This is a genomic window from Gemmobacter caeni (assembly GCF_003054195.1).
Lineage (GTDB): Bacteria > Pseudomonadota > Alphaproteobacteria > Rhodobacterales > Rhodobacteraceae > Gemmobacter > Gemmobacter caeni.
This window is the reverse complement of the sequence record NZ_QBKP01000006.1, coordinates 265,955-282,928: the sequence shown is the minus strand read 5'-3', so window position 1 is coordinate 282,928 and position 16,974 is coordinate 265,955. Positions and strand designations below refer to the sequence as shown.

Below are 16,974 nucleotides of genomic sequence, written 5' to 3'. Positions count from 1 at the left end.
GGTCTTGTAGGTCGGGGATGTAGGTCTGCTCATGCACCCCAGCTACCACGCTGGATTCATGAGATGAATCCCACAGGGGTTTGTGCAACAGAGCCCCTAATCCATGGACTGCGTGGTGTGGGCAAATCCTCCCTCGCCCAAACTGCCGCATACAAGATTGCACAAGGGCATGATCCGATAATTGTTAGCTGTGATCCGCAGAGCACTTTCAAGTCCATTATAAAGGATATATTTGACGAAGCGTTCGGAAAAGACCCACGTGTGGTTGAAGAGATAAGGGCGAAAGAGGGAACGCTGGGGGTGGCCTTAAAGGGCTTCTCAGGGCTTCTCAAGGGCACATCGAGCACAAAGGAAAAGGAAATCGACGAACCCTTATCGGTGAATGATGCCGTGAGGGTCATTCAGTTCCTTGCCGAAACGATGAAGGGAAAACCGGTTTTTGTTGTGGATGAGTTTGACCTTATCCAGTCGCCGGAAGTTCAGCGCGATTTCGCTAACTTGGTAAAGCAGGTGTCCGACAAGCATGTGGAAGTGTGTTTCATCTTCTGCGGAATTGCAGATAGCGCCGAAGCCCTTATGGCTGCCCATGGCAGTGCTGACCGGTACTTCCACGCTGTAGACCTTGGCAAACTGCCGTGGGATGCGCGGATTGAGATTGTAGAAACCGCTGCCGATGCACTTGGCATCGAGATAGACAAGACCACGGTATATCGAATTGCGATGATCTGTGACGGGTTTCCGTACTATGTTCACTTCATATCCGAGAAGCTTTTCTGGCGTGTCTTTGAGGCGCAGAACGGTGGAAAGGTCACCGCAGAGCTTTTTGTCCTTGCGATGGAGGATGCCGCAGGGGCGATGGATATGAAGCTGCGTGGACCCTATGAAAAAGCCACGCAGAAGTACGATGACACATATAGCGCCCTTCTCTTTGCTGTCGCTGATGGGCACGAGCTGCGAAAGCGTAGTTCAGACATTTTTACGGTGTATCTGAGGGTCATGAATGACCTAAAGAAGGAACCGGCAAACCGTACGCAATACAACAACAGGATGAACCGCCTAAAATCTGATGCCCACGGGGGTATCCTGACGGGGACAAGGCAGGGATGGTACGAGTTCTCGGAAAAGATGATTAGAGGGTATGTGCGGCTCAAGGCAGAACAGGCGAATGTAAGCCTCAGCCCTGATCATCCCGACGCGCCTTCATTGTTGAAGCACAAGGTGGGTGAATGAGGTATCCCCGGCAACCCGCCAATCCGCGCGATAGGCGGGACGGATCGTCGGGCGCGGCGCTATGCCCGGCGGGTGCGGGTGGCGGGTAACCCCCCCTTCACGATTGGCGCTGCCGGGTTATCATGAAAAATCAATGTCTTAACAGAAAAACGGTAACCCCCTTACCCGAGGGTTTCCGAATTTTATCAATGATTTCAATGGGGTAAGGATTACCCCTAGGGTAAGGGGGTTTAAGGCATTATTAGGAAAAACACTGCGTCTCATGAGGCACATTTCGCCCCACACATCGCTAGATCATGAGACACGACACGCAGTCATTCTATACAGGGAGAGCGCAAAAAGGCCTTACCCACCCCATTTCCCTTACCATATTGAAATCATTGGGAAAATTCGGTAACCCTGCGGTAACCCCCTTACCATATTGAAAACAAATGATAAAATGAGAAAAGCCCCCTAACGGGGGCCTCTATCAAGCCAAATCGAGCCTTTCCAGCCTGTACAGGGTTCCATACTTGTCCTGCCCTGCCTTCTGGAACACATACCGGCCCTGCCGTTCCGGGGCATCTTCTCGGTCAGCGTTCCATTCCCTTACCGCACCCGCCATCGCACCGACACGCCCCGCGAGGATCGTCTTTGCCGCGTCCGGGTAGAATACCGCCCCGTCATCTCCCTTGACGTACCCCGAATGAACAAGCGCGATACCCTTGTCCATGAGCGTGTCGCGGATCGAGACGACACGGTAACCGGCAAAGGGCGCGGGGTCGCCTTCCTTGGTCTTCTGCGGCGGCTTTTCATCGCCCCAGACGCGGAAGAGGGTACCGGGTACCTTCTGCACAGACGGGGCGAGGAAAGCCTCAATCAGTGCGTCCATAAGCATGTCTTCGGGCGTGTCGAGACGCCCGACTTCACGCATCTGTTCCCGGTTCCCAAGGAAACCCATGATCCCGGCGGCGTCGAGAATACCGCCGATGATACGGCTAGCGTTGCACCTGCGCAAGGTCCAGCTCGGAAGGCTTGATCTTGAGCTTGCGAATGACTTCGTCGTGCTTGAGGTGCAGCCCAGCCTTTCCGTGGCTGTGCGTCGTGTAAACAATGCAGAACCGGCCAAGGTCTTCCAGCCGGTCCAGCATGGAATCCAGCGGGTAACCGGCGTCCACGTCCAGCCCCATGGCATACATCGTATCCATAGCCTTGGCCTTGCGCGCCTTACCGATGGACGATCCCAGCACGATACAAGCCCCGGCCTTGCTCTTGTTCTCGGGGTGGCGAGAGAAGCCCCACGGCGCAGTGTTCTTGTCACCGGGTCCACCGACAACCCAAGCGGCCCACGGCATGGTGACCGGGTTCCAATCACCGTCCTGCGTGTTCCGGCGGTCCTTGGCACCCCAAAGCTCGCCCAGCAGCAGCGTGGCTTCCTTCTCGATGAAGGCCGTGAAACCCTCGGTCTCGCTGCCGAGCATGTCGGCATCGTTCAGCTTCTCGGCCTTCACGGCTTCACCGCTAACGCGGTCCACGGCTTCCTTCCAAAGCGTCCACGCCTCTTTCTCGATTGCCGTCTTCGTGCCCTCGGGCAGCATTTCGCGGGCCAGCTTCACCAGCAGGGCCAAGGACTCCGTATCCGGGTCTGCGGCCTCGGAACGGGCGCGCTGCAAGGCGAGGATGGAGTCGGCTAAGGTCGTCGCGTGGCTTGCGCTAATCATGGGCGCGCTTCGCGTTGCGATGGGGTTCGCATTGGCGGGGGATGGTGCTGCTGCTGCACGCTATCTGGGGTCGTCCAGCCCGGGCGAGGCGATTGACCAAGGTCTTTATACGATGATCTTCGCTATCTCGCTCGGCATCCTGACTGAGATTTCCCGGGCCGTCGCGCGGCGCACGGAATAGGCCCGCTGACGCGGGCAACGGGAATACCTGCCGGTCGGCTTTGCCTAGCCGGGTGGCCTTCGGGTCGGGTGGTCGGCCTTGCCCCGCCGGGCAATCTCCGGCGGGCAGGGTAGGCCTGCGGGCCTCTAGCTCGGTCGGCGGCTGGTCCTGTCGGCCCTTCTGCGGCTGTCCGGTTCGGCCCGTCGCTGGGTCAGGGCGCGGGCGTGTCAGCGTGTGGCCTGACGGGTGGGTGTCATATCAATTGCCCAGCATTTCCAATCTTTCGCCATCATTCGCCCCTAGATGGAAAGAGGAAGAGATGGGGGTGCAGGGTGTTCGTTCTGAATCTAGTTGGGCTGATCATTAAGCTGGTATTCTTCGGCTCGCTCATCTTCTGGGGCTATGCGCTTGGCTGGTTCTCCACTGGGTTCTTCGTCATTGTCGCGCTGGTCATCGGGGTGCCTTTCATCTTCGCGCTGCGGGCGGGGATTCGGCAGCAGGCGGCTGAAGAAGATGAGGCGCGAAAGCAGCGGGAAGTAGAGCGGGAACTTCTGCGGCAAATCGAGGATGAACATCTAAGGTTGCTTAGGGATGAGGCAACAGCCCGTCGCGCCGAAGAGCGCGAAATGCCTAGGCCAGTGCGGCCAAGGCCTTCCGCATCGGTTTTTGCCAAGCGTTGATCAATCCTCTTCCAGCGCCTCGTTGTACTGATCGGCGGACCAACCCGCCTGCGTCATGAGCATGGTGTCCAGCCCCGGATCGCCACCTTCCGCCGCCGCTTCCTTGGCGTCGTCAAGCAACATCTGCCATTGCGCGAGGTGCTTCCCGGCGGTCTGGGGAGCTAGGTGCGCATAAGCCTGTTGGGTCACCAGCACAGATGAGTGACCCAACAGCTTGCTAATCGCTTCCAGCGGAACGTTGTTGTTTATCATCATCGTTGCGATGGTCTTCCGCAGCGCATGTGCGCCTAGGGCCTTCGGGCGGACACGCTTCCACACGTCCCTCTGGTGTTCCCGTCGCACAGGCGCTTCCGAGTTCTTCGGGGATGGGAAGACGTAGGTGGATGACCAGCGCGGAAGGTCTTCGAGGAACTTCACCTGAATAGGGGTCAGCGGGAACACCTTGTCTTCGTCCGTCTTGTACCGTTCGGCTGGGATGGTCCATGTCCCGGATTTCAGATCAATGTCGGACCATTCCATGTTGCGAGCTTCAACGCCCCGGCTGGGTGTGATCATCAAGAACCTGATCAGCGCCGCGCCGATAGGGTACTTATCACCCACAGCCGCCAGCGTGTCGCCCAGCGTCAACAGGTCGTCGCGGGTGAAAACGTCAAGCCGCCGCTTCGCGGTTGCCCGTTCGATCCCTTCCATGGGGTTGGCGGTCATGTGACGGCCCTGCCGGGCGATGGTCAGCAACTTGCTGATGTAGGCAGTCCAGCGGTTTACGGCGGCGGCTGAGTACGGAGTATCGCGGACCTTGCCCGATTTCGTGCGGGGGTGTTCTTTCCGCTTCTTGGCGTACCACGCCTTGAAACCTTCGTGCGTCAACCGGCCCAGCTTCACCTTGCCGAAATGAGGGTCGATGTGGTTCTTCCACGCGCTGCGAAAGTCGGCGGCATGTGCGGCACCGATTTCAGACGAGTACGATTCATCCCAAATCTTGTAGATGTCGCCCAACGTCTCAACGGTCGGGTTGTTATCCTCCGCCACGATCTTGCGCGCGCGGTTCCGGGCCTCGTCCACGCTGATCATGCCAACAAGGGCGATGGTTTCCGCCTTCCGTTTTCCATCTCGGTGCGAGGTCCAGCGGGCCGTGTAGGTTCGGGCTGTCTTGGTGAGGCGGACGACAAGCTGCGGCACCTCCATATCCGTAACCCAGTCGCCATCTTTCTCTCGGTCCAGCCGGTCAACAATCGCTTTCGTCAGCTTCACCCGTGCCATGATGATACAATCCTGATACTTTGACGCCCCCAGAGATTGGCTTACGGTCAGAATCCGGCTGATACAACCGGAAACTCACGAAATCTCATATTTCATTGGAAAATATGGCGCTTATTGCGTTGCCCCTTCTCTGGAAAATGGCACATCATGCCGGGTGAAAAGGGTATGCCACAAGACTACGAATCTGAGGGTCGGGCGTTCGAATCGCTCCGGGTCCGCCATTTCCTGAAATTGTGAGAAACATCCCCACTGGGGGAAGTTGCGGTGTGTATCAGGCGTTGTGCGCGTCAGCCTGCGGGCGGTGTTGCTGCTGGCCTGTCGATCCGGGCGCGGCATTGTGTTTTGAACGGCCGGGGTGCCGGAAGGAACTCCGGCACGCGGTTCACCTCGCGTGCCGGGGCGGAATTTTGGGGCTTTGGCCCGGCTTCAATGCGCCATCAGGACGGTCGGGTCACTGCGCTTGTCATGGGTGGCGAGCCGGTCGACGATGGTTTCCGATGCGGAGTTCATGCCGATGATTTCAACCACTGTTCCGGCCCGGCGGAATTTCAGGACCGCCATATCCAGTGCCTGCACGCTGGAAATATCCCAGATATGTGCGCGGGTGACGTCGATCACCACGCGCTCGGGTGCGGCGCGGAAGTCGAAAGCCGTGACGAAATCCTCGACGGAGCCATAGAAGAGCTGCCCTTCCACGACATAGGTGCGGACCCGTCCGTCGGGTGAGAGGCTGGACGTGACCTTGAACAACTGTGCGATCTTGGCGGCGAAGAAGATACCCGACAGCAGCACCCCCACCAGCACACCGATGGCAAGGTTATGCGTCCAGACCACGGTCGCGACCGTCGCCAGCATCACCACCGAGGACGAACGGGGATGGGTGCGGAGGTTGCGCAGAGATGACCACGAGAACGTGCCGATGGATACCATGATCATAACTGCGACCAGCGCGGGCATCGGAATCCGGGCCACCCAGTCGCCCAGAAAGACCACAAGGATCAGCAGGACCGAGCCTGCGGTGAAAGATGACAGTCGGCCGCGCCCGCCGGATTTGACGTTGATCATGCTCTGCCCGATCATCGCGCAGCCCGCCATGCCACCGATGAAGCCGGTGGCCGCATTGGCGATGCCCTGGCCGATGCATTCCTGATTGCGGTCGGATGTCGTGTCGGTCAGCTCGTCGACGAGGTTCTGTGTCATCAGGCTTTCCAGCAGGCCAACCACGGCAATGGCGATGGAATAGGGCAGGATGATCAGCAGCGTGTCCAGCGTCAGCGGCACGTCCGGGATCAGGAAGACGGGCAGCGTGTCGGGAAGCGCGCCCATGTCGCCGACGGTCCGCACATCCCAGCCAAACCCGAGGCTGAGCGCGGTCAGGACGATGATCGTGACCAGAGGAGAGGGTACGGCCTTTGTCACGCGCGGGAACAGGTAGATGATCGCCAGGCCCGCCGCCACAAGCGCATAGGTCAGGGGCGGCACCTTCCTCGGGTCCAGTTCTGGCAACTGGGCCAGAAAGATCAGGATGGCGAGGGCGTTGACAAAGCCGGTCATCACCGATTTCGACACATAGCGCATGACAGAGCCAAGCTTCAGCAGCCCCATGGCAATCTGGATCACGCCGGTCAGCACCGTGGCCGCCAGCAGGTATTGCAGCCCGTGATCCCGTACCAGCGTGACCATAAGAACGGCGGTCGCGGCGGTTGCGGCGGAAATCATGCCGGGCCGCCCGCCGGTCAGCGCGGTCAGAACGGCGATGGAAAAGCTCGCATAAAGCCCGACCTTCGGATCTACACCTGCAATGATGGAAAAGGCGATGGCCTCGGGGATGAGGGCAAGCGCCACGACGAGGCCCGACAGCACGTCGGCCCGGATATTGCCGAACCATTCGGCACGATAGGTTTGTGGTGAAAACATGCAAATTTCCCGCACAGCCGGGGCATGGCCCGTCGGCTGTCATCCAGATCTGGGTTTGGTGAGGTTGTCCGGCGGATGGGCGGCCGGAAGAGCCAGCCGGGAATTGCACCCGGCTCCTTGTTCGCTGCCGCCCGCATACTGGTTTTGCTGCCAGATGCCAAGCCGGTGCGGGGAACGAGGGCTACTGCATGGCGGCCATGTGGCCTCCGGGTCATCCTGCCTTTGCCGTCAGCTCCAGCTTACATCACCCAGAAAGATATATCCCGCGCCGTAGATCGTCTTGATCAGGGTCGGGTTCTTCGGGTCTTCGCCCAGCTTGGTGCGCAGGCGTGAGATGCGGACATCCATCGCGCGGTCAAAGCTTTCGCCCGCCACGCCGCCAAGGCTTTCCTGCATCTGGGCACGGCTGATCAGGCGACGCGGGCTTTCGAGGAACAGGCGCAGCACCTCGCCCTCGGCATGGCTGAAGGGCACCTCTGCTCCGTCGGCGGCGATCAGCAGATAGCGGTCGAACTGCGCCATCCAGCCATTGAAGCGGGCCGTCTGGGCACCGCGCTCCGGCTCGGCCCGGGTCTTGCGCAACCGGGCGCGGACGCGGGCCACCACTTCGGCCGGATCGAAGGGCTTGATGATATAATCGTCGGCACCAAGCTCCAGCCCGGTCACGCGATCCTGCACCTGCGCGCGGCCCGATATGATGATGATGGCCGCCCCGGATTCCAGCGCCAGACGATGCACCACAGCCAGCCCGTCGCGGTCGGGCAGACCCAGATCGACAAGGCAGACGTCCGGCGTCATGCGCTTCAGCGCCGCCTCGAATTCGGTGGCGCGGGCGTGGGTGGTGACGCGGAAGCCCGCTTCCTCCAGAGCGTCGGCCAGCATGCGGCGGATTTCCGGCTCGTCGTCCAGAATGGCGATATGCGCGGGTTTGCTCATGTGCGGGCAGCTCCGATGGCGGTGGCAAGGGCGGCGGCGTCGAAAGGTTTCGACAGGACCGGCACGCGGGCGGCGGCGCGGCGCGGATCGCCGGCAGGCAGGGCGCTCATCAGCAGGACCGGGGCAGGGTGCCTGCGTTCGGCGAGCGTTTCGGCAAGCACGGTGCCCTGCGCCGCGCCCAGCTGAATATCCGACAGGATCAGCCCGATGCCCGGCACCTCGGCCAGCGCCAGCGCCTCGTCCACGCTGGCGGCCTCGATGACCGCATGACCCTGTGCGCGCAGCATCTCGCGCACACCCTCGCGGATGTCGCTGTCATCCTCGACCAGCAGGACCAGCAGCGGCGGCAGACCTTCCGCCTGTCCCTCGGCCACCGGGCGGAAGGGCAGCCGCACGGAAATCGAGGCACCGCCGCCGGGGCGGTTGGACAGCCGCACCGTCCCGCCCGCCAGCGTCGCATGGTCATAGACCATCGACAGGCCCAGCCCCGACCCCTTGCTGCCCTTGGTGGTGAAGAACGGGTCCAGCGCCTTTTCCAGTGCCTCGGGGCTGAAGCCCGGCCCGTCGTCCTCAACCCGGATTTCCAGCCAGGTGTCGCGCAGGCAGGCCAGTGCGATGCGGATCGTGCCGCCCTTCGGCCCCATCGCATCCCGCGCATTCAGCACGAGGTTCAGCAGCGCATCCTGCAAACCGCCCGCATCCAGCATCAGAACCGGCATCTGCGGAGGCAGCACGATCTCCAGCCGGGTCTGAACCGGCAGGGTGGGTGTTGCCAGCAGCCGCAGATCGGCCAGCAGGGCACCCACATCGGTGGGCGCGGGTTTCAGCGTCGGGCGGCCCGAGATCGAGGCGATCCGGTCCAGCAGCACGCCCCCGCGCCGGGCCGCAGCCTGAATGCCGGTTGCCAGCGCGCGGGCCTCATCCGGCAGGGGTAGCCGCTCCATCCGGCTTTGCAGGCCAAGAATCACGGTCAGCAGATTGGCGAAATCATGCGCCATGCCCGAAGTGAACTGCGCCGCAAGCTCGCGCTTGCGGGTCTGTGCCAGTGCCGAACGGGCCTGGGTTTCCGCCGTCACATCGGTCGACAGGATATAGACGCCGTTCACCGGCCCGCCGTCGATCTGATCGGGGGTGAAGGCCGCACGGATGCGGCGACCGGATTCCTCGTCGGTGAACTCGAACACCGACGCCTCCCCGGCCAGCGCCCGGTTCAGATAGGGAAGGATCTTGCCGAAGGTCAGATCGCCCAAAGCCTCACGCCCGGTCAGCCCGATGATTTCGGCCGACCGGCCGGGCATCACGCTGCCCAGTCTGCGGTTGGAATAGGTATAGCGCAGATCGCAATCCACATGGGCGATATGGGCGGGCATCATTTCCGTCGTCAGACGGGTGCGGGCCTCCATCTCGGTCAGTTCCCGCTTGGCCTCGGCCAGCGCGGCATTGGTCGCGGCCAGCGCGCGGTTGGCCTGCGCCAGCCGTTCGGCATTCGCCAGCACCTCGTCCGACAGTTCCGCCGAACGGTTGCGCAGCATCTTTTCCTGCAGCTTCACTTCGGTGATGTCGGTATAGACCGTGACCCAGCCGCCCTGCGGCAGCGGGGCGCCTTCGACCGAAATCCAGCGCCCGCCGGGGCGTTCGCGTTCCATATAGTGTGGCTGGAAGGCGCGCGCCGCCTCGACCCGCGCCTGAACGGCGGTCCAGGGATCGTCCACCGGGCCATATTCGCCGCGTTCCACCAGATAGAAGATCGTATCCTCGAACGAGGCGCCGGGCGTCACCAGTTGCTCGGGCAGGTCGAACATTTCCTGAAAGCGGTGATTCCACAGCGCCAGTTTCAGGTCGCGGTCATAGATCGACAGCGCCTGCTGGATCAGGTTCAGCCCGGCGCGCATCAGGCCGGTGCGGGCATCGTTGACTGGCATGCATCATCCCCCCGGCCATGGCTAACACCCGCCGCCACTCGCGGAAAAGAGGAAATCCCGCCCTGCAACAATTCGCAAGGATTGGGAAAAAGTCGCGCAAGTTTTGGCGGCAAAGGTTGCATCGTTCGGCAAAGGCGACAGAAGATTCGCCCCGGACCGACCGCCCGGAGGAGGGCGCAGGGAGGAATATGTATGGCTGCGACGGACGGGTTGAACTCGATCCCTGCGCTGCTGGACCGGAATGCGCGCCTGTTCGGCGCCCGTCCGGCGTGGCGCGAAAAGGAATTCGGCATCTGGCAATGCTGGACCTGGGCGGAAGGTGCGGCGGAAATCCGCGCCATCGCTCTGGGTTTTCTGGCGCTGGGGCTGAACCGCGGGGATCATGTTGCGGTGATCGGCCGCAACCGCCCGGCGCTTTACTGGTCGATGGTGGCGGCGCAGATGTGCGGTGCGGTGCCGGTGCCGCTGTATCAGGACGCCGTGGCCGAAGAGATGGCCTATGTGCTGGATCACTGCGGCGCACGCTTTGTGGTCTGCGGCGATCAGGAGCAGGTCGACAAGGTGCTGGAGATCCAGGACCGGCTGCCGCATGTCGAGCAGGTCATTTATGTCGACAAGCGCGGCATGCGGAAATACGACCATTCCCACATGAATGCGCTGGCCGATGTGGAGGCCGAGGGCAAGGCGGGTCACTACCGCTTTGACGCCGAACTTGAGACCCGCATCGCGGAGCTGGATTACGACAGCACCTGTGTGATGCTGTATACCTCGGGCACCACCGGCAAGCCCAAGGGCGTGGTGCTGTCGAACCGCAACATCATCGAAACCTCGAAGAACTCGTCCGAGTTCGACAAGCTGCGCCCCGGTGACGATGTTCTGGCCTATCTGCCGATGGCCTGGGTCGGCGATTTCATCTTCTCGGTCGGGCAGGCGATGTGGACCGGCTTCTGCGTGAACTGCCCGGAATCCGCCGCCACCATGATGACCGACCTGCGCGAGATCGGGCCGACCTATTTCTTTGCGCCCCCGCGGGTATTCGAGGGGCAGCTGACGCAGGTGATGATCCGCATGGAAGATGCGGGGCGTCTGAAGAAGCGGATGTTCGATCACTATATGGCGGTTGCGCGGCGCGTTGGTCCCGCGATCCTGGACGGCAAGCCCGTCTCCGCCGCCGACCGCCTGGCCTACTGGATCGGCGACAAGCTGGTCTATGGGCCGCTGAAGAACACGCTGGGCTTCAGCCGTGTGCGTGTGGGCTATACGGCGGGTGAGGCGATCGGGCCGGAGATCTTTGATTTCTACCGCTCGCTGGGCATCAACCTGAAACAGCTTTACGGCCAGACCGAGGCTTCGGTCTTCATCACCCAGCAGCCCGACGGGCAGGTGCGGTCGGATACCGTGGGCGTGCCCTCGCCGGGGGTGGAGGTGCGGATCGCCGAGAATGGCGAGGTGTTCTACCGCAGCCCCGGCACCTTTATGTCTTATTTCAAGAACCCGGAAAGCACCGCCTCGACCAAGGATGCCGAAGGCTGGGTTGCCACCGGCGATGCGGGGTTCTTTGAAGAGGCCACCGGCCACCTGCGGATCATCGACCGGGCGAAGGATGTGGGCAAGATGGCCGATGGTCGCCTGTTCGCGCCGAAATATGTGGAAAACAAGCTGAAATTCTACCCCAACATCCTTGAGGCCGTGGTCTTCGGCAATGGCCGCGACCGCTGCACCGCCTTCATTAACATCGACCTGACAGCGGTGGGCAACTGGGCGGAACGCAACAACATCGCCTATTCCAGCTATCAGGAACTCGCCGGTCATCCGCGCGTCTACGAGGCCATCAAGGCGCATGTGGAGGAAGTGAACCGCTCCGTCGCCGAAGACCCGATGCTGTCAGGCTGTCAGGTGCATCGCTTCTGCATCCTTCACAAGGAACTGGATGCCGACGACGGCGAGATGACCCGCACCCGCAAGGTGCGCCGGAACATCATCGAACAGAAATACGCCGATCTGATTGCTGGTCTCTATGACGGGGCGGACAGCGTCTACACCGAAACCGAAGTGACCTACGAGGACGGCCGCAAGGGCGCGATCCGCGCCACGGTCAGGATGATGGACGCGGCCACCGTCGCCGGTCAGCGGAGGGCGGCATGAACGCGATGAACCCCGAGGGCTATGTCACCTCAGACGGCCGCAAGATCGGCGGCGTGCTGATGGAGATGAAGAACATCACCCTGCGCTTTGGCGGTGTGAAGGCGATCACCGATATCAGCTTCGACATCCGCGAGGGCGAGATCCGCGCCATCATCGGGCCGAACGGCGCGGGCAAATCCTCGATGCTGAACGTCATCTCGGGCTTTTATATCCCGCAGGAGGGCGAGGTCTGGTTTCGCGGCAAGAAACGCGCGCCGATGAAACCCTATGAGGTGGCGCAGCAGGGTATCGCCCGCACCTTCCAGAATATCGCCCTGTTCGAGGGCATGAGCGTGCTGGACAATATCATGACCGGGCGGCTGACGCTGATGAAAAGCGGCATGCTGGATCAGGCGATGTGGTGGGGCCGCGCGCAACGCGAAGAGACCGAGCACCGCGAGAAGGTCGAGAAGATCATCGACTTTCTGGAAATCCAGCACATCCGCAAGACGCCCGTGGGCCGTCTGCCCTACGGGTTGAAGAAGCGGGTGGAGCTGGCCCGCGCGCTGGCGGCGGAGCCGAAGCTCCTGCTGCTAGATGAACCCATGGCAGGCATGAACGTCGAGGAGAAAGAGGACATGTGCCGCTTCATCCTGGATGTGAATGACGAATTCGGCACCACCATCACGCTGATCGAACATGACATGGGCGTGGTGATGGACCTGAGCGACCGCGTGGTCGTGATGGATTACGGCAAGAAGATCGGTGACGGCCCGCCCGACGAGGTGCGCAGCAATCCCGATGTCATCAACGCCTATCTGGGGGTTTCGCATGACTGAGTGCCTGTCCTTCCTCCGGTTTCCCGGCTGGACGCGGGCCTGTCTGATGGCTGGAGCACTGACAGGATTTGCCCTGCCCGCCGCTGCCATCCCCGAGGTGACCCCCGCCGAACGTCTGGAACTGGTGCAGGCCTGCGAGAAGGTGTTGCTGGAGCAATCCGAGGCTCCGCTGCGCGGCTATCTGCCCGCGCCGCTCAGCAGCGGCAAGCCCGGCGCGAAAACCTATACCTATTACAGCCAGTCCAAGGCGCTGATTGTTCTTGCCCGCCGCACGGGCAAGATCTGGGATCTTTGCACTGTGCAAGAGGTCGAGGGTGATCGGCGCAGCCTGACCGAGTGGGCGAAAGCCTGGCCGAAAGAGTTCGCCGCGGCCTTTCCGGCCTCGCGCTACCAGCAGCACAGCTTTCAGGTTCCGCGCCCCGTCGAGCCCTTTGCCGTGCTGTGCCAGGATCAGGGCTTTGCCTTGGTGATCTATCCGCATTTCGGCCAGAAATCCGAATTTGCGGTCTCTGTCAGCAATCAGCTTGACTACATCCGAAGCGATCCCTGCCAACCGGGGAGCGGCTGATGCTGAACATCTTTCATTCCGAACCGGCAGGCGTGGCCCGCAATGAGCTGGACCTGTCATTCGCATTCAAGGGGGCCGCCCATGCCTGATCAGCTTCTTTACGCGATGGAGGTCTCGCTCAACGGCCTCATGGCGGGGATCATGTATGCCCTCGTGGCGCTGGGCTTCGTGCTGATCTTCAAGGCCAGCGGCATCTTCAACTATGCGCAGGGCGTGCTGGCGCTGTTCGCCGCGCTGACGCTGGTGGGCCTGCAACAGGGGCAGATCCCGTTCTCGCATGTCATCAACGCGATCTTCGGGACCGAGCTGCACAGCTTCGGCTGGACGCTGCCCGCCATTGTCGCCATCGCGCTGACCGCGCTGGTGATGGTGGGGCTGGCCTGGCTGATCGAGCGGCTGGTGCTGAAGCATCTGGTGAATCAGGAGCCGATCATCCTGTTCATGGCGACCATTGGCCTTGCCTATTTCCTGGAAGGTCTGGGCGACGTGATGTGGGGCGCCGATATCAAGAAGCTGGATGTCGGCCTGCCGCAGGGCATTTCGGAAACCATCGACGCGCTGACCTTCAACGCCTTCGGCTATGGCTTCTTCATCGACCGGCTGGACATCGTGGCTGCCGTGGTCGCGGCCCTGCTGGTGGCGAGCCTGACGCTGTTCAGCCAGTATACCAAATACGGCCGTGCCCTGCGCGCGGTGGCCGATGACCATCAGGCGGCGCTGTCGGTCGGCATCTCGCTGCGCTTCATCTGGGTGCTGGTCTGGTCGATTGCCGGTTTTGTGGCACTGGTCGCGGGCATCATGTGGGGGTCGAAATCCGGGGTGCAGTTCTCGCTGTCGCTGATCGCGCTGAAGGCGCTGCCGGTGCTGATGCTGGGCGGCTTCACCTCGATCCCCGGCGCTATCGTGGGCGGGTTGATCATCGGCATGGGCGAAAAGCTGTTCGAGTTCTTCGCAGGCCCCCTGATCGGAGGCGCGACCGAAAACTGGTTCGCCTATGTGCTGGCGCTGCTGTTCCTCGTCTTCCGGCCGCAAGGCCTGTTCGGCGAACGCATCATCGAGAGGGTCTGAGCGATGGGTATGCGATTGGTGTCGGATTGGGGGCCAGCCCCCAAACCCCCGGGATATTTGGACCAAGATGAAAGCCGGACGATGGGAGGACGGGACTGATGTTTTACCGTGAGGCGGGGGACTTCAAGACCTCCTATGTCGATGACAGCCAGACCTTCCCGATCCGTTTCGACCGGATGCGCTATTACGCGGTGCTGGTGCTTGGCTTCGGCATCCTGCCCTTCGTGATGAACGATTACTGGGCCAATGCGGTTTTCGTGCCTTTCCTGATCTATGCGATCGCCGCGATCGGGCTGAATATCCTGACCGGCTATTGCGGTCAGGTCAGCCTTGGCACCGGCGGCTTCATGGCGGTGGGGGCCTATGCCTGCTACAAGCTGATGACGGCGTTTCCCTGGATGCCGATGCCGGTGAACGTGCTGCTGGCCGGTCTGGTGACCGCCGGGGTGGGTGTGCTGTTCGGCCTGCCGAGCCTTCGGATCAAGGGCTTCTATCTGGCAGTGGCCACGCTGGCCGCGCAGTTCTTCCTTGTCTGGCTGTTCAACAAGGTGCCGTGGTTCTACAACTATTCGGCCTCGGGTCAGATCACCGCGCCGGAGCGCACGCTGCTGGGCGTGGCGGTGACCGGGGCAAGCACCCCGGCCTGGGCGAAATACCTGTTCTGCGCCGTGTTCCTGTTCGTGCTGGCCTGGCTGGCCCGCAACCTGACGCGGGGCACGGTGGGGCGCAAGTGGATGGCCATCCGCGACATGGACATCGCGGCTGAAATCATCGGGGTGAACCCGCTGACCACCAAGCTGTCGGCTTTCGCCGTGTCGAGCTTCTACATCGGTATCGCCGGGGCGCTGTTCTTTGCGGTCTATCTGGGCGCGGCCGAGGTAGGCGAGGCGTTTGGCATCCAGAAAAGCTTTCTCATCCTCTTCATGGTGATCATCGGCGGGCTGGGGTCGATCTTCGGTTCTTTCGCAGGGGCGGCCTTCCTCGTGCTGTTGCCGGTGCTCTTGAAGAACCTGCTGGTGGGCGGGCTTGGCTGGCCCACCGATCTGGCGGCGCATATCGAACTGATGATCGTCGGTGCCCTGATCATCGTTTTCCTGATCCTTGAACCGCACGGGCTGGCGCAGCTCTGGCGGGTCGCGAAAGAGAAGCTGCGGCTCTGGCCCTTCCCGCATTGACGGGGCGGGCAGAATAAACCCCGGCGTGAAAGCGCCTGAGAAAACCAGACCCGGCGCGGGAGGCGCCGGAGATAACAAACCGGGAGGAATACGAATGAAGAAGACCTTTACCATGCTGGCGGCGGCGGCCATAGCGGCCACCACGGCAGCCCCGGCGCTGGCCGATCTGGTGGTGCCGAACCTCAGCTACCGCACCGGCCCCTTCGCCGCGGGCGGCATCCCCTATGCCGACGGCTTCAACGACTACTTCACCCTGCTGAACGAGCGGGACGGTGGTATCGGCGGCGAGAAGGTGCAGGTGCCGGAATGCGAGACTGCCTATAACACCGAAAAGGGTGTGGAGTGCTACGAGGCCACCAAGGGTCAGGGCGCGCTGGTCTACAATCCGCTGTCCACCGGGATCACCTATCAGCTGATCCCCAAGGTCTCGGCCGATGGCATCACGCTTTACACCCCCGGCTATGGCCGCACCTCGGCCGCCAACGGCAAGGTGTTTGAATGGGTATTCAACTACCCGGCGAACTACTGGGATGGCGCCAGCGTGGCGATCAAATACCTGCTGGATGAAAACGGCGGCAGCCTTGAAGGCAAGAAGATCGCACTGCTTTACCACAACTCGGCCTACGGCAAGGAGCCGATCCGCACGCTTCAGGAACTGGCCAAGAAGCATGGCTTCACGCTGAGCGAACTGCCGATCGACAGCCCTGGCCAGGAACAGAAAAGCCAGTGGCTGCAAGTGCGCCGCGACAAGCCCGACTATGTGCTGTTCTGGGGCTGGGGCGTGATGAACTCGGTCGCCGTGCAGGAAGCCGCCAACATCCGCTTCCCGATGGACAAGTTCATTGGCATCTGGTGGTCGGGTTCGGAAAATGACGTGCTTCCGGCTGGCGACGGCGCCAATGGCTACAAGGCGCTGACCTTCAACGGTGTTGGCGGCGACTATCCGGTCTATGCCGACCTGAAGAAATACGTCTTCGATGCGGGCAAGGGCAGCGGCGCGGGCGATTCCGCCGGCTCGGTGATCTATTCGCGCGGCATGTATGCGGCGGTCGTGATTTCCGAGGCGATCCGCAAGGCGCAGGAACTTGCAGGGACGCCGAAGGTGAACGCGGCGCAGGTGCGTGACGGGTTCGAGGCGCTGGAAATCACCGATGCGCGTCTGGAAGAGCTGGGCCTGAAGGGCTTTGGTCAGGCGTTCAAGGCGACTTGTGCCGATCACGGCGGTGCCGGTGGCGCTATGATCCAGCAATGGGATGCGGCGGCGAAGAAATGGAGCCTGATCACCGGCTTCATCGAGCCGGATCACGATGTGCTTGACCCGCTGGTGGCCGAGGATTCGGCGGCTTTCGCGGCCGAGAACAACATCGCCGAACGCTGCAACTGATGTGACCGGGG

Annotated in this window: 15 protein-coding genes and 1 other annotated feature; of the genes, 9 read left to right on the top strand and 6 right to left on the bottom strand. The window is 61.8% G+C overall.

What is annotated here, in order from left to right; translation table 11 throughout:
• The coding region (locus C8N34_RS11860) for an AAA family ATPase (protein ID WP_211317727.1) at nt 1–1,230 on the top strand (1,230 nt) is incomplete at its 5' end.
• Between the two features lie 469 nt (nt 1,231–1,699).
• On the opposite strand, the gene C8N34_RS11855 is transcribed toward C8N34_RS11860, so the two are convergent.
• The gene (locus tag C8N34_RS11855; RefSeq protein WP_145693590.1) at nt 1,700–2,143 is read right to left on the bottom strand and encodes a hypothetical protein; all 444 of its coding nucleotides are present in this window, start codon (nt 2,141–2,143) and stop codon (nt 1,700–1,702) included.
• Between the two features lie 64 nt (nt 2,144–2,207).
• Nucleotides 2,208–2,930 carry a hypothetical protein gene (locus tag C8N34_RS11850; protein ID WP_145693589.1) on the bottom strand — a complete coding sequence of 241 codons (723 nt, stop codon included), beginning with the start codon at nt 2,928–2,930 and terminating at the stop codon, nt 2,208–2,210.
• Between C8N34_RS11850 and C8N34_RS11845 the strand changes: the two genes are divergently transcribed.
• Both C8N34_RS11845 and C8N34_RS11840 read left to right on the top strand, forming a co-directional pair.
• Entirely contained in the window at nt 2,929–3,111 is a 183-nt protein-coding gene (locus tag C8N34_RS11845) for a hypothetical protein (RefSeq protein ID WP_145693588.1), read from the top strand. The two genes, C8N34_RS11850 and C8N34_RS11845, sit on opposite strands and share 2 nt — an antisense overlap.
• A gap of 311 nt (nt 3,112–3,422) precedes the next feature.
• Nucleotides 3,423–3,770, top strand: a complete 348-nt coding sequence (locus C8N34_RS11840) for a hypothetical protein (RefSeq protein WP_108129012.1) — start codon at nt 3,423–3,425, stop codon at nt 3,768–3,770.
• Here C8N34_RS11840 and C8N34_RS11835 read toward each other — a convergent pair whose 3' ends face one another.
• The 4 genes from C8N34_RS11835 to C8N34_RS11820 form a co-directional block, all read right to left on the bottom strand.
• Complete coding sequence (locus tag C8N34_RS11835; protein ID WP_108129011.1) at nt 3,771–5,030, bottom strand: tyrosine-type recombinase/integrase; 1,260 nt, start codon at nt 5,028–5,030, stop codon at nt 3,771–3,773.
• Between the two features lie 426 nt (nt 5,031–5,456).
• Nucleotides 5,457–6,947, bottom strand: coding sequence for a SulP family inorganic anion transporter (locus C8N34_RS11830; protein ID WP_108129010.1), 1,491 nt, complete (start codon nt 6,945–6,947; stop codon nt 5,457–5,459).
• A gap of 62 nt (nt 6,948–7,009) precedes the next feature.
• Nucleotides 7,010–7,067: a sequence feature (sul1 is cis-regulatory element that is thought to sense ions involved in sulfur or methionine metabolism; They are found in Alphaproteobacteria), on the bottom strand.
• A 108-nt stretch (nt 7,068–7,175) separates the two neighbouring features.
• Nucleotides 7,176–7,883: a response regulator transcription factor gene (locus C8N34_RS11825; RefSeq protein WP_108129009.1), complete on the bottom strand. Its 708-nt coding sequence runs from the start codon at nt 7,881–7,883 to the stop codon at nt 7,176–7,178.
• Complete coding sequence (locus C8N34_RS11820) at nt 7,880–9,805, bottom strand: hybrid sensor histidine kinase/response regulator (protein ID WP_108129008.1); 1,926 nt, start codon at nt 9,803–9,805, stop codon at nt 7,880–7,882. The genes C8N34_RS11825 and C8N34_RS11820 overlap by 4 nt, the downstream gene beginning before the upstream one ends.
• Before the next feature lie 192 nt (nt 9,806–9,997).
• On the opposite strand from C8N34_RS11820, the gene C8N34_RS11815 reads away from it, so the two are divergent.
• From C8N34_RS11815 to C8N34_RS11790, 6 genes are all read left to right on the top strand, one after another.
• Nucleotides 9,998–11,950, top strand: a complete 1,953-nt coding sequence (locus tag C8N34_RS11815) for a long-chain fatty acid--CoA ligase (RefSeq protein WP_108129007.1) — start codon at nt 9,998–10,000, stop codon at nt 11,948–11,950.
• The gene (locus C8N34_RS11810; protein WP_054302502.1) at nt 11,947–12,768 is read left to right on the top strand and encodes an ABC transporter ATP-binding protein; all 822 of its coding nucleotides are present in this window, start codon (nt 11,947–11,949) and stop codon (nt 12,766–12,768) included. Before C8N34_RS11815 ends, C8N34_RS11810 begins: the two co-directional genes overlap by 4 nt.
• Nucleotides 12,761–13,336 (top strand): hypothetical protein, encoded by a 576-nt coding sequence (locus C8N34_RS11805; protein WP_145693587.1) that lies wholly within the window; start codon nt 12,761–12,763, stop codon nt 13,334–13,336. Before C8N34_RS11810 ends, C8N34_RS11805 begins: the two co-directional genes overlap by 8 nt.
• An 81-nt stretch (nt 13,337–13,417) precedes the next feature.
• Nucleotides 13,418–14,404, top strand: a complete 987-nt coding sequence (locus C8N34_RS11800) for a branched-chain amino acid ABC transporter permease (protein WP_054302500.1) — start codon at nt 13,418–13,420, stop codon at nt 14,402–14,404.
• A 98-nt stretch (nt 14,405–14,502) separates the two neighbouring features.
• On the top strand, nt 14,503–15,579 hold the full coding sequence (locus tag C8N34_RS11795) for a branched-chain amino acid ABC transporter permease (RefSeq protein WP_054302499.1): 1,077 nt from the start codon (nt 14,503–14,505) through the stop codon (nt 15,577–15,579).
• 94 nt (nt 15,580–15,673) lie between these two features.
• Complete coding sequence (locus tag C8N34_RS11790) at nt 15,674–16,963, top strand: ABC transporter substrate-binding protein (RefSeq protein WP_054302498.1); 1,290 nt, start codon at nt 15,674–15,676, stop codon at nt 16,961–16,963.
• Nucleotides 16,964–16,974: the final 11 nt, after the last annotated feature.

Excerpts from the sequence above, each read along its gene's own strand:
- C8N34_RS11855 (WP_145693590.1), bottom strand. The coding sequence starts at position 2,143 with ATGCGTGAAGTCGGGCGTCTCGACACGCCCGAAGACATGCTTATGGAC.
- C8N34_RS11845 (WP_145693588.1), top strand. The coding sequence starts at position 2,929 with ATGGGCGCGCTTCGCGTTGCGATGGGGTTCGCATTGGCGGGGGATGGT.
- C8N34_RS11850 (WP_145693589.1), bottom strand. The coding sequence starts at position 2,930 with ATGATTAGCGCAAGCCACGCGACGACCTTAGCCGACTCCATCCTCGCC.
- C8N34_RS11835 (WP_108129011.1), bottom strand. The coding sequence starts at position 5,030 with ATGGCACGGGTGAAGCTGACGAAAGCGATTGTTGACCGGCTGGACCGA.
- C8N34_RS11830 (WP_108129010.1), bottom strand. The coding sequence starts at position 6,947 with ATGTTTTCACCACAAACCTATCGTGCCGAATGGTTCGGCAATATCCGG.
- C8N34_RS11825 (WP_108129009.1), bottom strand. The coding sequence starts at position 7,883 with ATGAGCAAACCCGCGCATATCGCCATTCTGGACGACGAGCCGGAAATC.
- C8N34_RS11820 (WP_108129008.1), bottom strand. The coding sequence starts at position 9,805 with ATGCCAGTCAACGATGCCCGCACCGGCCTGATGCGCGCCGGGCTGAAC.
- C8N34_RS11815 (WP_108129007.1), top strand. The coding sequence starts at position 9,998 with ATGGCTGCGACGGACGGGTTGAACTCGATCCCTGCGCTGCTGGACCGG.
- C8N34_RS11810 (WP_054302502.1), top strand. The coding sequence starts at position 11,947 with ATGAACGCGATGAACCCCGAGGGCTATGTCACCTCAGACGGCCGCAAG.
- C8N34_RS11805 (WP_145693587.1), top strand. The coding sequence starts at position 12,761 with ATGACTGAGTGCCTGTCCTTCCTCCGGTTTCCCGGCTGGACGCGGGCC.
- C8N34_RS11800 (WP_054302500.1), top strand. The coding sequence starts at position 13,418 with ATGCCTGATCAGCTTCTTTACGCGATGGAGGTCTCGCTCAACGGCCTC.
- C8N34_RS11795 (WP_054302499.1), top strand. The coding sequence starts at position 14,503 with ATGTTTTACCGTGAGGCGGGGGACTTCAAGACCTCCTATGTCGATGAC.
- C8N34_RS11790 (WP_054302498.1), top strand. The coding sequence starts at position 15,674 with ATGAAGAAGACCTTTACCATGCTGGCGGCGGCGGCCATAGCGGCCACC.